Origin of the sequence: Pseudomonas fluorescens (assembly GCF_902497775.2) — a bacterium.
Lineage (GTDB): Bacteria > Pseudomonadota > Gammaproteobacteria > Pseudomonadales > Pseudomonadaceae > Aquipseudomonas > Aquipseudomonas putida_F.
Genome location: NZ_OZ024668.1, coordinates 2,316,878 through 2,329,977, shown reverse-complemented (window position 1 = coordinate 2,329,977; position 13,100 = coordinate 2,316,878). Strand labels below are relative to the sequence as shown.

At 61.8% G+C, this 13,100-nt stretch carries 15 protein-coding genes; 9 read left to right on the top strand and 6 right to left on the bottom strand.

Annotated elements, in window-relative coordinates:
• The first annotated feature begins 19 nt into the window (after positions 1-19).
• Together F8N82_RS10680 and F8N82_RS10675 are read left to right on the top strand one after the other, a co-directional pair.
• Entirely contained in the window at positions 20-1,981 is a 1,962-nt protein-coding gene (locus tag F8N82_RS10680) for an acetoacetate--CoA ligase (RefSeq protein ID WP_038995241.1), read from the top strand.
• A gap of 35 nt (positions 1,982-2,016) precedes the next feature.
• Positions 2,017-2,292 (top strand): peptidylprolyl isomerase, encoded by a 276-nt coding sequence (locus F8N82_RS10675; protein WP_007932676.1) that lies wholly within the window; start codon positions 2,017-2,019, stop codon positions 2,290-2,292.
• Here the strand turns inward: F8N82_RS10675 and F8N82_RS10670 are convergent.
• Positions 2,289-2,549, bottom strand: coding sequence for a DUF1652 domain-containing protein (locus F8N82_RS10670; RefSeq protein ID WP_038995238.1), 261 nt, complete (start codon positions 2,547-2,549; stop codon positions 2,289-2,291). The two genes, F8N82_RS10675 and F8N82_RS10670, sit on opposite strands and share 4 nt — an antisense overlap.
• 275 nt (positions 2,550-2,824) lie before the next feature.
• Between F8N82_RS10670 and F8N82_RS10665 the strand changes: the two genes are divergently transcribed.
• On the top strand, positions 2,825-5,170 hold the full coding sequence (locus F8N82_RS10665) for an autotransporter outer membrane beta-barrel domain-containing protein (protein ID WP_038995237.1): 2,346 nt from the start codon (positions 2,825-2,827) through the stop codon (positions 5,168-5,170).
• On the opposite strand, the gene F8N82_RS10660 is transcribed toward F8N82_RS10665, so the two are convergent.
• Positions 5,167-5,793, bottom strand: a complete 627-nt coding sequence (locus tag F8N82_RS10660; RefSeq protein ID WP_038995236.1) for a LysE family translocator — start codon at positions 5,791-5,793, stop codon at positions 5,167-5,169. The two genes, F8N82_RS10665 and F8N82_RS10660, sit on opposite strands and share 4 nt — an antisense overlap.
• Before the next feature lie 305 nt (positions 5,794-6,098).
• Here F8N82_RS10660 and F8N82_RS10655 point away from each other — a divergent pair, with 305 nt between their 5' ends.
• The 3 genes from F8N82_RS10655 (at position 6,099) to F8N82_RS10645 (ending at position 8,471) form a co-directional block, all read left to right on the top strand.
• The gene (locus F8N82_RS10655) at positions 6,099-6,830 is read left to right on the top strand and encodes a hypothetical protein (RefSeq protein ID WP_038995235.1); all 732 of its coding nucleotides are present in this window, start codon (positions 6,099-6,101) and stop codon (positions 6,828-6,830) included.
• 116 nt (positions 6,831-6,946) lie between these two features.
• Positions 6,947-7,765: an AraC family transcriptional regulator gene (locus F8N82_RS10650; RefSeq protein WP_038995234.1), complete on the top strand. Its 819-nt coding sequence runs from the start codon at positions 6,947-6,949 to the stop codon at positions 7,763-7,765.
• 79 nt (positions 7,766-7,844) lie between these two features.
• Positions 7,845-8,471 (top strand): LysE family translocator, encoded by a 627-nt coding sequence (locus F8N82_RS10645; RefSeq protein WP_038995233.1) that lies wholly within the window; start codon positions 7,845-7,847, stop codon positions 8,469-8,471.
• On the opposite strand, the gene F8N82_RS10640 is transcribed toward F8N82_RS10645, so the two are convergent.
• The gene (locus tag F8N82_RS10640) at positions 8,449-9,144 is read right to left on the bottom strand and encodes a metallophosphoesterase (RefSeq protein WP_038995232.1); all 696 of its coding nucleotides are present in this window, start codon (positions 9,142-9,144) and stop codon (positions 8,449-8,451) included. The two genes, F8N82_RS10645 and F8N82_RS10640, sit on opposite strands and share 23 nt — an antisense overlap.
• A gap of 85 nt (positions 9,145-9,229) precedes the next feature.
• On the opposite strand from F8N82_RS10640, the gene F8N82_RS10635 reads away from it, so the two are divergent.
• The 3 genes from F8N82_RS10635 to F8N82_RS10625 all read left to right on the top strand — a co-directional run bounded on the left by F8N82_RS10635 (position 9,230) and on the right by F8N82_RS10625 (position 10,552).
• Complete coding sequence (locus F8N82_RS10635; RefSeq protein ID WP_038995231.1) at positions 9,230-9,751, top strand: DUF3016 domain-containing protein; 522 nt, start codon at positions 9,230-9,232, stop codon at positions 9,749-9,751.
• Between the two features lie 62 nt (positions 9,752-9,813).
• Positions 9,814-10,164, top strand: a complete 351-nt coding sequence (locus tag F8N82_RS10630) for a hypothetical protein (RefSeq protein WP_038995230.1) — start codon at positions 9,814-9,816, stop codon at positions 10,162-10,164.
• Between the two features lie 106 nt (positions 10,165-10,270).
• Positions 10,271-10,552 (top strand): hypothetical protein, encoded by a 282-nt coding sequence (locus F8N82_RS10625; RefSeq protein WP_038995229.1) that lies wholly within the window; start codon positions 10,271-10,273, stop codon positions 10,550-10,552.
• Positions 10,553-10,561: 9 nt separating this feature from the next.
• Here F8N82_RS10625 and F8N82_RS10620 read toward each other — a convergent pair whose 3' ends face one another.
• The 3 genes from F8N82_RS10620 to F8N82_RS10610 form a co-directional block, all read right to left on the bottom strand.
• The gene (locus F8N82_RS10620; RefSeq protein WP_038995228.1) at positions 10,562-11,089 is read right to left on the bottom strand and encodes a DUF2867 domain-containing protein; all 528 of its coding nucleotides are present in this window, start codon (positions 11,087-11,089) and stop codon (positions 10,562-10,564) included.
• A 213-nt stretch (positions 11,090-11,302) separates the two neighbouring features.
• A complete protein-coding gene (locus tag F8N82_RS10615; protein WP_176470468.1) occupies positions 11,303-12,319 on the bottom strand; it encodes a fimbrial protein in 1,017 nt (338 codons plus the stop codon).
• A complete protein-coding gene (locus F8N82_RS10610) occupies positions 12,316-12,978 on the bottom strand; it encodes a fimbrial biogenesis chaperone (protein ID WP_224793746.1) in 663 nt (220 codons plus the stop codon). The genes F8N82_RS10615 and F8N82_RS10610 overlap by 4 nt, the downstream gene beginning before the upstream one ends.
• Positions 12,979-13,100 lie beyond the last annotated feature (122 nt).

The following is a 13,100-nucleotide window of genomic DNA, read 5'->3' as shown; positions in this document are numbered from 1 at the left end:
CTACAGTCCGGAGGAAGGCATGAACGAAGTGCTCTGGCGCCCAAGCGAGGCGCGTATTCAGGCAAGTCGCATGGATGCCTTTCGCCGGCAGGTCAATCAGCAGTTTGGCCTTGCGTTAAGCGACTACCCCGATTTGCATCGCTGGAGCATCGACCAGCGTGCAGCGTTCTGGCAAACCCTTGCCGAGTATTTCCAGGTTCGCTGGCAGCAGCCGGCCACCCAGGTGCTCGACGAAGGCCCGCAAATGCCCGATGCGCGCTGGTTCCCGGGCGCCACCCTGAACTTTGCCGAGCACTTGCTGCGCCGCCGTGATGCTCATCCGGCATTGATCGTGGTACGCGAAGACGGCGAGCGGCGGGTCATCAGCCATGCCGAGTTGGCCACACAGGTAGCCGGCCTGCAACGCAGCTTCAAAGCCGCCGGCATCGGCGCTGGCGACCGGGTTGCCGCCTGCATGCCCAACACCTGGCAAACCCTGGTGGCCATGCTCGCCTGCACCAGCCTCGGGGCCATCTGGTCGTGCTCGTCGCCCGAGTTCGGCACCCACGGCATCATCGACCGCTTCGGCCAGATCGAGCCAAAGCTGCTGATGGTTTGTGCCGGCTACCAGTACGCCGGCAACGCGATCGATCAGGTCGACAAGATCAACCAGGTACTGGCGCAACTGCCAACGCTGCAACAATTGCTGGTGGTGCCCTACACCCGCGCGCACACCGGCACCGACGAATTCAACTGCCAGGCCCACGTCAGCCTGTGGGACGACTTCTACCAACCCGGCGGCGAACCACAGTTCACCGCGCTGGCGTTCAATCACCCGTTGTACATCCTCTATTCCAGCGGAACCACCGGTGTGCCCAAGTGCATCGTCCACAGCGCCGGAGGCGTGTTGCTGCAGCACCTCAAGGAGCACGGCCTGCACAACGATCTGGGCGACGATGACGTGCTGTTCTACTACACCACCTGCGGCTGGATGATGTGGAACTGGCTGGCCAGCGGCCTTGCCGTGGGCGCGACCCTGGTGCTGTACGACGGCTCGCCGTTTCATCCGGGCCCTGAACGCCTGCTCGAGCTGATCGACCGCGAGCGCATCACGGCATTCGGCACCAGCGCCAAGTACCTGGCAGCCCTTGAGCAGGCCGGCCTGCAGCCACGCCTGAGTCATCGCCTGGATTCACTCAAGCTGCTGCTGTCGACCGGATCGCCGTTGTCGCCGCAAAGCTACGACTACGTCTACCGCGAATTCAAGCGCGACCTGTGCCTGGCGTCGATGTCAGGCGGTACCGATATCGTCTCCTGCTTCGTCATAGGCAACCCGCTGTTGCCGGTACGTCGCGGGCAGATCCAGTGCAAGAGCCTGGGTATGGCGGTCGAGGTCTGGGATGACGACGGTCATGCGCTGATCGGCGAGAAAGGCGAGCTGGTCTGCACCCGCAACTTTCCAGCGATCCCTTTGGGCTTCTGGAATGACCCGCAAGGCGAGCGCTTTCATGCTGCTTACTTCAGCCAGTTCCCCGGGGTCTGGGCCCAGGGTGACTACGCCGAAGAGCTGGCCGATGGCGGCATGCTGATCCATGGCCGCTCGGACGCAGTGCTCAACCCCGGCGGGGTGCGCATCGGCACCGCGGAAATCTATCGCCAGGTCGAGAAAATCCCCGAGGTCATCGAAAGCGTCGCCATCGGCCAGCGTTGGCACAACGATGTGCGGGTGGTGCTGTTCGTGCGCCTGCGTGAGGGCCTGCAGCTGGATGCCGCCTTGCAGGCGCGTATTCGCCAGGTGATCCGCAGCAACACCACGCCACGGCATGTGCCGGCGATCATCGCTGCTGTCACCGACATCCCGCGCACTATCAGCGGCAAGATCGTTGAGCTGGCGATCCGCAACGTAGTGCACGGGGAGCCGGTGAAGAACACCGACGCCCTGGCCAACCCCGAGGCCCTCGAGCAATTTCGCGACCGCCAAGAGTTGCGCGATCAGGCATAATGCGCGGTTTTTACCCGTTGCGAAGGTAGGTTGAGATGAAAGCACAGGCCCGGCATATTCTGGTCAAGACCGCTGAAGAGGCCGAACAGCTCAAGCAACGCATCGCCAAGGGCGAGGCGTTCGATGTGCTGGCCAAGAAGTATTCGACTTGCCCGTCCGGCAAGCGCGGTGGCGACCTGGGCGAAGTGCGCCCGGGGCAGATGGTCGGCGCCATCGACCAGGTGATTTTCAAGAAACCGCTGCGCACTGTGCACGGCCCGATCAAGAGCAAGTTCGGCTATCACCTGGTACAGGTGTTCTACCGCGATTAAAGGCTGTCGCGCCGCCGCTGCGCGCGTTGATTACGCAGGTTGTCAAGGTCGTTGCGCAGGCCGACGATCAAGTTGGAAATCGCCCGGCTGCTGGTCAGTTGCTCGGCACTGATGCCGGTGACCAGCAGGTCGACCCGCTCACAGCTGCGGTCGAACACCCGTACGGTCAGCGAACGATCGGCGGCCAGGGTGCACTGGCAGCGGGTGGGTAGAAAACTGCTTTCTATGATGTTGCGCAACTCCAGGGTCGAGAGCATCGGTACATCTCCTTGGCAGGTGGCGGACAGCGGTTCCGTGCTGCCCGGTTCAGCCCCAAGACTAGGCCATATTTCCCAATTGAATCAGACCCTTTCACTATAAGGACTTCACTGTTTTTGCCGCCCGAAGGCAGTAGCGGCTATTCGCCACCTAGCATTTTTGTCAGTTGTCGATATTTCTGATTGCTCTATACATCAAGGCACAACCCATCCAGCACGCACAGGGAAGCTGGATCTGCAGTGGTTAGACCCTGTTTGGAAATGGAGCCTGCCTGATGCGAACCTCGCTTATCGCGGTACTCAGCGCCCTGCCTTTCACCGCCATTGCCCAGAACCTAGTGGTTGGGCCCGGCGATACCCTCGGTGCCGTCGTCCAGACGCCGTTGATCGATGACTTCCTGATGACCGGCGGGACCCTGCAGTCCCTGGCCCAGGGCGATGCCCGCGATACGTTCAATATGTCGGCGGGGCAGATCATCGGTGCCTTTGAAGACGGTGACGTGGCGTTCTTTTCAGGTGGCAGCATCGGCCGGGTCGACATGAAGCTCGACAACAACATCTTCAGCATGTCCGGTGGCACTATCGTCGGCAACCTGGTCACCGGTTTTGGCAACGACCAGATATTTCTCAATGCCGGTAAAATCGGCGGCAACATCAGCACCAGCGGCGGCACGGATGTGTTCGTGATTACCGGTGGCGAGTTGCTAGGCGACCTGCGCGCCAGCTTCGGCAACGACTCGCTCAAATGGCAGGGCGGGGATATTCGCGGTACCGTCGACATGGGCGGTGACGATGACGTAGCCGTGCTCAAGGACCTTGGCAGCGCGGTACTGAACATCACCGTCAATGGCGGTGCCGGCATCGACCGCCTGACTTTCGATAACAGCCAGCCGGTAGGTGGCGAGCGCTACATCAACTGGGAAACCGTCAGCCTGATCAACGCCAGCCTGTTCAAGCTGGACAACACCCTGACCCTGGGTGATGCCAGCGTCGTTACGGCGCCCACCAGCCTGAGCATCGACAGCAGCAGCTCGCTGGTCTCGCGCTCCGGCACGATCAGCCCGTTCACCGCCGGCCAGCCGCTGACCGTCAACAACAGCGGGCTTATCGACCTGAGCAGCGGTGGCGACGCCCAAGGACGCCTGACCATCAACGGCAACTATGTCGGCAACGGCGGCACCCTCAAGCTCAACAGCGTGTTGGCCGGCGACGGCGCGGCATCCGATCGCCTGGTCGTCAGCCGAGGGACGATTTCTGGCACCACCAACCTGCAGATCAGCAACTTCGGCGGCGCGGGTGCCGTGACCAGCCAGAATGGCATCCAGGTGGTTGAGGCGGCCAACGGAGCCACCAGCAGCAACAGTGCCTTCGTCCAGACCCAGACCCTTTCGGCCGGCGCGTTTGACTACCGTTTGTTCAAAGGCGGAGTGACCGCCGATAGTGTCAATAGCTGGTACCTGCGCTCCACCGTAGTAGCGCCCACCCCGCTGCCGCAGCCAGAACCAGGGAACCCGGACCCGGGTACGCCTGTTGATCCTGGCACCCCGGTGGATCCAGGTACGCCTGTTGATCCTGGAACCCCGGTGGTCGTGGTCCCCCTCCCCACTCCGGCGCCGGCCCCAGGTTTGCCTGATTTGCCGCCACCCACGCCGGGCGTGAGCATCCCGCTTTACCGTCCAGAAGTCGCCGTGTATGCAGCAGCGCCACGGGCGGCAGCGCTGCTGGCGCGTTCGGCCCTGGGCACCTTTCATCAACGTCAGGGTGACCAGACGCTGTTGAGCGAGAGCGGCGCGGTTTCAGCCAGCTGGGGCCAAGCGTATGGCAACCGTTTTCACCAGAGCTGGTCGGGTACCGTCGCCCCCAGCCTGGATGGCAGCCTGTATGGCTTCAAGGTTGGCCAGGACCTGTACGCCTGGCAAAACGACAATGGCTATCGCCAGCATGTCGGCCTGTATGTCGGCCACAGCCGCTTGAACGGCGATGTCAAAGGCTTTGCCCTGGGCATCGAGGACAGTGCCGTGGGTGACCTGAAGCTCGACAGTGACAGCGTCGGCGCCTACTGGACCCTGATCGGTCCGCAGCGCTGGTACCTCGATGCCGTGGTGCAGTATTCGGACCTGGACGGCCGGGCCAAATCCGATCGGGGCGACAAGCTCGATCTGGATGGGAATGCCTGGACAGCGTCGCTGGAAGCGGGCTACCCGATTGCCCTGACGCCTGAATGGAGCCTGGAGCCCCAGGCCCAGATCATCGCCCAGAAGGTCTCGCTGGACAGCGCCAACGACCAGGTCGCCCATGTCAGCTACGACGCCCAGACTGAACTGACCGGTCGCCTGGGTGTACGCCTGGAGGGCAGCTTCAAGTCTGCCGGCATGCCGTTGCAGCCTTACCTGCAAGCCAACATCTGGCACGGCGATGGCGGCCGCGACACGCTGACCTTCGATGACATCGACCAGATCAAGACCGACTACCGCTACACGTCGCTGGAGGTCGGCACCGGCCTGGTTGCGCAAATCAACCAGAGCGTCAGCGTGCACTTCGGCATCGACTACAGCACCAACATCGACGCCCACCAACAGGAACGGGTCGGCGCCAACCTCGGCGTGCGCCTGAGCTACTAAGCCCGCCGCGCTGCCAGCAAGCCGACACCGGCGCAACTGAGCAGCGTGGCACTGACCCTGTTGAACACCCGCCGTGGGCCGGGCTGGCTGAACCAGCGCTGCAGGTAGGCGCCCAGCCAGCCATAAATGGCAATCGCCAGCCACTCCAGCAGCAGGAACATGCCACCCAGCCAGGCGAACTGCTCGGCAACCGGCACCGGGCTACCGACGCTGATGAATTGCGGCAGGAAGGCGGTGAAGATCAGAATCGCCTTGGGGTTGCCCGCAGCCACCCAAAACTCCTGGCGCGCCAGACGCAGGGCGCCACGGCTGCGCTCGCTGACCACCGCCGCCTCGCCCACCGGCGCCCGCCACAACTGCCAGGCGATATAGAACAGGTAGGCGGCGCCCAGCACCTTGACCGCCAGGAACAGGTACTCGCTGGTGTGCAGCACCACCGCCAGGCCCATGGCTGCCAGCACGATCATCCCGGCAAAGGCCAGCAACCGGCCAATCCCTGCCACACAGGCAATACGCAGGCCGTAACGGCTGGCATTGTTCAGTGACAACAGGTTATTCGGGCCGGGTGCCATGTTCAGGGCAAAGCAGGCCGGGATGAACAGCGCGAGGGTGGACAAGTCCATGGTGGCTCTCCGGTGACAGGAGCCACAAGGTTCCAGCGCACACCGTGTCGGGGTCAAGGTACAGCTGAGCGAAAAAACTGTGTTCCTGGCTATACAGATTGATCCTTTTGCAACAACAACTTGGCGCTGGGCTAAAGCGAATCGCTTGAACGAGCCCCGCGACTGATAGCAAAACAATATCAGTTTCTGCCCCGGGCTTGGCTATACCTCCCTCTGGCACATGAGTGCCCAGGTGCACGGAGACTGCACACAGGAAAGCAGCGCACCGCCACCTGCCCTGTCAACGCTCGGAAAAGGACATTTCCATGGAAAGCATCGGTGTACTCGCCACCCAGACCAACTGGAACGGCGGCCAACGTCTCACCCTCACTTCCGGCGACACCGCCACCTGCACAACCCTGAGCCCGGGACAGCTGTACGGTATCTTTATGTACAACTCGGCACAAAACCAAACCAGCGCCACGGTCAATGTGAACTGGAGCAATAGCCAGCCGCCCTGCCCGATCACCGTACCTGGCACCACGGCCAATGCGGGCCTTGCGGCAGTGGGTTTTGTCTCGGGTACCGATACCCAGACAGTCTCGGTGTCGATATCCCCCAACAGTGGCAATGCCCAGGTGGATGTCTGGCTCGGCAGCGTGAGCATGCCCACCAACACTGCAGGCCTGAACAACCAGCCGTTGCAGGCCAATGGCGATCAGTACCCGTTCAGCAAGTACAGTCGCTACTATGCGGTGCCGCCGTCAAAATGGATGAGCCTGACGATCGCCAGCAAGATCACCCAGTTCGTGTCCTGTCAGTTCCGCGAGGCCAAGGCGATCGTGTACGTGGTCAATGAAACCTCCAACGGCCTGCTGCCCAACCAGATCACCACGATCGGGCCAACCGCCAAAGAGCCCGGGGTGGTGACCATCCAGACCTCGAACATCCAGAGCATCACCTCCAACCTGCAAGGCGACGCAAGCCAATGGGTATGGATGGACGCCGACAGCCCGCAGGATTCGCAATCGGCGAGCATTGCCCTGCAATCCTTGTAACCGCGGCTGAGCCTGCGCAGACGCCCCTCCCGGCAACGTGGGGGGCGTTTTTTAGCCGGTGAATTACTCGCGGCAGCTTGATAAGCTCAAGGCTTGGCCCCTTGAGACTGACGTGCATGCACCGGGCACCTGCAAAAAACCATACCCTGTTCTGGCGTGATCCGGCCCTGCCCTATGTCGAAAGCCGACGTGCCTGCGACAGCCGTGCCTGCTACAAGGCGCACAGCCATCCGACGTTCTCGATTGGTGCGGTCGATCTGGGTTGCAGCGTGTTCACCGGCGCAGGCAAAGCGCAAACGCGCCTGTTCCCGGGCACCCTGGTGTTCGTCCCGGCGCACTGCGTGCACGCCTGCAACCCCGAACCCGGGCTGAGCTGGAGTTACCAGATGCTCCACCTGGATGCCGCCTGGTTGCAGGCCTTGCGCATGGAGTCCGCCTTGGCACCGCAGGTCCAGGGAAAACCGGCGCGAATCACCCGCAACCCTTCTACCTATGAGCGCTTCACCCGGCTCAATGAGCTGTTGTTCTCTCAAGCCACCCCTCAGGAGAAAGAGGCCGCGTTGATCGAGTTCATCGGCGATCATGACGAGCAGCGCACAGCCCCCTTGGCAAAAACGCCAACGTACCTCGACTGCAGTCTCGAAGACTTGCTCCAGCGGCTTGCGCAGGAAGACGCCGACAGCCTGCCGCTCGGTGAGCTGGCGAGCAGCGCCGGCATGGGCCGCTACCAGCTGATCCGCGCGTTCCGCGCCGCGACCGGCCTTACCCCCCACGCCTGGCAGTTGAACCTGCGCGTCAACCGCGCGCGCCAGTGGCTGCGCAAGGGCCAGGACATGGCCGATATCGCCTACCGCCTGGGCTTCGCCGACCAGAGCCACTTCCAGCGAGTGTTCAAGGCCCATACCGGGGTGACGCCTGGCTTGTACCGCGGCTGAGCGTGCAATTTTATTCAATACAACTGCGGCACCCGCTACGGACAATCAGCAGCCCTCTCGCTGAAGAAGTCCGAAATCGATGGAACAGTTCCTGATCATCGCCGCAGCGCATTTTCTCGCGTTGCTGTCACCCGGCCCTGATTTTTTCCTGGTCGCACGCACCTCGATGAGCGCCGGCTGGCTCAAAGCGACCGGCGCCTGCCTGGGCATCGCCCTGGCCAACGGCGTGTTCATTGTGGCCGCCTTCAGCGGCGTCTCGGCGCTGCAGCCAGACAGCGCGTTGTTCGTCGCCCTGCAACTGGCCGGCTGCGCCTACCTGTTGTACATCGGCGTGCTGTTCATTCGTCATGCCGGCGGTAGTTCACTGACTCAGGCAAGCGCTCACCACGCTGCGCTAAACAGTCCCTGGTTCAAGAGCCTGGTCATGGGTTTTTTGTCGGCAATCCTCAATCCGAAAAACGCCCTGTTCTATGTCAGCCTGGCAAGCATGGTTAGTGGCAGCCAGACCAGCGCCGGCTGGAAACTGCTGTACGCTGGGTGGATGTTCAGCGCGGTGCTGCTCTGGGATTTGCTGGTAGCCGCGGCCATCGGCAACCTGCGTGTGCGCAGGCGCTTTGCCCGCCTGCTGCCTTGGCTTGAGCGGGTATCGGGGGCGGTGCTGATACTCTTGGCACTCGGGGTGATCATTCACCTGGGCTGGCGTTGAGTACCGTGAGGCTGGCAAGGTCGAGCAGGCTGAACTGGCCGCTGGCCCAGCCGCCAGTGTCGATATGCCAGATGTTGCCTAGCACCCGTACCTCGCGCTGCGGGGTATGCCCGACGACCAACGCCCGCAGCCCCTCGACCGGTGTGTCATCGCCGGCATACAGGCGTTTGCGCGACCATTGGCAGACCTCCTGGACCTCGCTCGGTGGCGTGCCCGCCAGCAACTCACGCAACTGCGACCAGTGGCGGAACGGGCAATCGGCATGCAGCAGGGCAATCAGCCCGTCTGCGGTTTCAACCTCCAGCGCCAGCGGCATGCGCCGAAAGCGTTCGGCAAAGCGCGCCTGTTCATCGGCGTCCAGGGCCAGGAACCAGCCGCCGCCGGCGGCGCGGTACTGGCTGTAGTCGAGCGTACCGCCGTCAACGTGGGTGACCGCCAGGGCTTCATGATTGCCTTGCACCGCGTGAAACCACGGCCGCGCCAGCCATTCCAGGGCCTGCGGGCACTCCGGACCGCGGTCGACCAGGTCGCCGACGCTGAACAGGCGGTCCACCGCGGGATCGAAACCGATGGCCGTCAGCCGTTCCTGCAGGCGTGAAAAATGCCCGTGGATGTCGCCCACGGCAATATCGCGCCCGCGCGTGTTGGCTGTAAATCGCTCGATCCTGCGCACTACCGACTCCTCTGTTTTCAATCTGCACAGGCGTACAATGAAGCCTGTGCAGTGAACTGCGCAAGGCTGCACCTGGAGGTGAATCATGCGCCCTGCCCTGACCCTGGCCACCTTGAGCCTGCTGGCCTTCAACAGCCTGGCGCAACCTGCGGCCACGTCCAACGTCGAAGTCACCTTCGACAAACCCGAACACTTTCGCGATGCCAGCCTCGACAGCAACGGCTACCAACGCGGCGCCGATGCCTATGTCATGAAGGAGCTGAGCGCCTACCTGGTCAAGCTTGGCCAGCGTTACCTGCCGCCCGGCCAGAGCCTGCGCATCGATATCCGCGACATCGACCTGGCTGGCCAGTACGAGCCGTGGCGCGCCAATGCCTATTCGGTGCGGATCATGCGCGACGTCACCTGGCCCAGTATCGACCTGCACTATGTCCTGTCGCAACAGGGCCAGGCATTGAGCCAGGCCGATGCGCACCTGAGTGACAAGTTCTACCTGCAACGCCCGGGGCGGCGTGCCGACACAGACCGCCTGTATGCCGAAAAGGCCATGCTCCAGGAATGGTTCCGCAAGCAGTTCAGCGTGCAGCATCAGACCTCGGGCTTTTAGCCATCAGCTGGTATGCTGGCGATTTTCCAGCCGTCGGATGACGGCAGCAAGCAAGGACGCTTATGCGCAAACGATCTCGCCCCTGGAGTAGCGACGACCTGGGGGGCCTGGCCTTGGGCATCGCTGCTGTGCTTGGCGCAGTGTGGCTGACCCTGTCGAGCTGGATGGACCTGGAGCGAGGCTCGACGCGCATCCCCCGCGGCGGCCGGACCGGGTCCGGATACATCACCTACTACGCCGACCTGCAGCCGCAGGCATTCCACGACACCCTGGTGTTAAACCTGTGGTTTGCCGGCGCATTGCTGGTCGTCGGCCTGGTGTTGTTCTGGGTGGTGTCTAAAATGCGCCGGCACCTGCGATACGGGGGCATCGGCCAAAGACGACGCGACCGCGTTCATCGGCCCGGACGGTGATAGTCGCAGTGTCGACTTTGAGCGGACAGTAACGCCGAACCTGCCCGTGCCCAAGCGGTCCAAACCTTAGAGCCTGTTGTTGTCAACAGTGCCAAGGAGGATACCCATGGTCACCCACTACAAGACCGCCGGCCACCTTGCTTGCGGTCACCACGGCAAGAACCTGACCGCGACCACCGAACTCAATCGGGTCAAATGCCGCAGCTGCCGCAACACCGATGCGTTCAAGACGGCCCGCAAGGACCAGCGCAATGCCGCGCGCCGCGCGCGCAGAGCCAGCACTCAACACGCTTCCAGCGATTGGCGCAGCGCCTGGATCGAGCGCCTGAGCGCCCTGCCCGGCCGCCAGCGTTTGCCACGCGGGTTCGCTGGGCAAGGCTTCGTCTGAGGCAAGTCCCTACCTGGCGCGGATCAAGCGTTTGAGGGCGATGGGCGCGATAAACCGGTGAAACGGCGCCACCGGCAGCATGTACAACCGGCCGAGGCGATTGTGGGTGTGCACCACGGTGGACACCACAATCTCGCGGCGGTTGTCGGCGCCCAGGGGTAGGCGCAGTAATGAAATGTAGACGTCCAGGTGCTTGTCACGGTCGACCAGCAGCACTTCATCCGGGCTATTGCTGATCAGGGTGAAAATCCCGACTCGCTCATTGACCTGGTAAGACGCCTCGTCGCGCTGCAGGTCAATTCTCGACAAACGCCCCAGGTCTTTCAGCCCCAACAACTGCACGATGCGATTGCGCAGCACCATCAGGTTGTCGATCCATCGCGGCATGCTGCTCATCAGCTGCAGAAAATGGCCCAGCGCCGTACGCTCGGCGTTGGCCACCTGCGCCCGGTGAGCGTCAACGAAATCCGCACCGGCCAGTTGCAGGTGGATCCGCGCATTGCCTGGTACCGCACAGCCTGTGATGAGCTTGGTCATCTGCGGGTTTCCTTATGGGCAGGGACGAAAACCGCCCGTCTCGCAATAAAAGCCCGGCTGCATTGCAGGTCGCTGACGATCAGTTCTGGCACCAGCGCGTTCATCTTGAACATCGGGATTTCCCTAAAAGGTAAAGACTGACCTGGCCGCGGTGCTTGTTGCTGAGCACGCGGGCCTCCCTGGCAAGCGGCGAGTCTACAACAGCGCTGCCGCTTACTTGTAGAAAATATCCAGGGTCGCGCCGGCATTGAACTCGCCAAAGGTCGGCGTCGCGGTCATCCATTTCAGGCGTGCCAGGAAGTTATGCGTATTGGTGGTCGAGGTGGTCTTGGGGGTCAGCACGAACTCTTTCTTGAAGAACAAGGCACGCTGGTCGTCTTCGTTGATCAGGCTGATGCCCACCGATTTGTTGTCGGTCGGAATGAGGGTGTCCTGCGCCGCGTTCAACGTCGCGGTCAACGGCTCCAGGTAACCGCCCAGGCCGTAGGCGGCATTGCAGGTGCGCTGTTCGGTGATGGTGAACGGCACCTCCTTGATCGTTGCGCCGACCTTGGCGCCTGAGGTACGGATCGCACCGAAATTGATAACACTCGGCTGGATGGTGATCGACGACTCGCAAGGCAGGTAGCGAAATTTGTTCAAGCCGTTGACGGTGACGTTGTAGCTCTCGCCGGGCCGCACACCGCCAACCCCGTCAAACTGGAACGCCCGGTAGTTGGCAAGTGAAGTGATCGGCCCTTCCTTGTTATCGCCTGCTGGCGACTTCTTGACGAAGAACAACGAGTAGGTCATGGCTTTGCTTTCTTTTTGCCAGCCGCAAGTATCACCTGTTGGACAGCCGGCCACAGTCCAACCGATGTCCAGCTTTCCACCAGTTAGGGAAGAGTACAAATAGTCTTTACCTTGGTAAGTGACGCCGATTTCGATGTCCTTGCCAAGATCGACCCTGTTCGGGTTCATGTAAAAGTAAATTTTTTCACTAGGGCTGCCCTGAAAGTCCACCCAACACTCGACGCTGATGCTTTGCGTGGGTTGTCGCCAAAGAATTGTGCCGGCAGGCAACGAGTTGGGAATGGCGGTGGTATCGGTAATGGTGGTCGTGTCATTGATGAGCGCCGAACCGGTCTTCTGGCATTTCAGCGCATAGCTATCAGGAATGCTCAAAAAAAACAAAACGCCAATAAAAAGTAACTGTCTGCTAAACATGGCAACGCCTTCCGGAATAATCACAACTGCAGCTCGCTTCGACGCGCATGGGCCAGCCCGGCGTCGCTGATAAAGGCGTACGCCACCTGGCTGACGGGCCGGTCGCAGTCGCTCACAGGCAATGGATAGGTTGAAAACGGCGCAATCATCAGATGATCAATGACCTTGCCGCAGGCGGCGCCTGAATGATCAAGCAAACCGACCTCGGTCAGGGTGAGGTAATACGGCGAATCGTTGCGCGCTTCATAGCTGTCGCCTGCAATTGCAGACCAGCGCAGTTGCTCCACAGCCTCCTTGACCGAGCCGGGTATTTGCGGCCGGTAGAACAACTTGAGGTTGTGCTGCAAGGCAATCGCCATGGCGTTGCTGTCGGCGGTTTTTTTCGGAATCTGCAGCACTTTGAGCAACAGCAACGACTCCCGGTCATCAGGCAGGCCAAGCCCCTGGTAGAGGATGTCGGTCGATGCCTTGCTGTTGGCGGGAATGAGCAGCAGTGGCTTGGAAACAGCCATCGGCAGCTCCCGGGTGTCCTGCTGGTCACCCCAACCGAGCTTGACCTGCACCAGCGCCGGCTCATCGGCCTGGTTGACGATAATCACCGGCAGTTGCTTCTGGTTGCCCTCGAAGATGAACCGGGTGAAGCCGTCGAAGGTAATCGACGCCCATGCTGAAGCGCTGGCCATCAAGACCAGAAGGATGCCGATTGAAGTGATGAACCTGCGAAGTGCTGCACAAGCGCTGAGATCGAATTTCATCCGCCGATAATGGCGTGGCCCAGGCCCGGCATGTATCAGACGATTCTTAA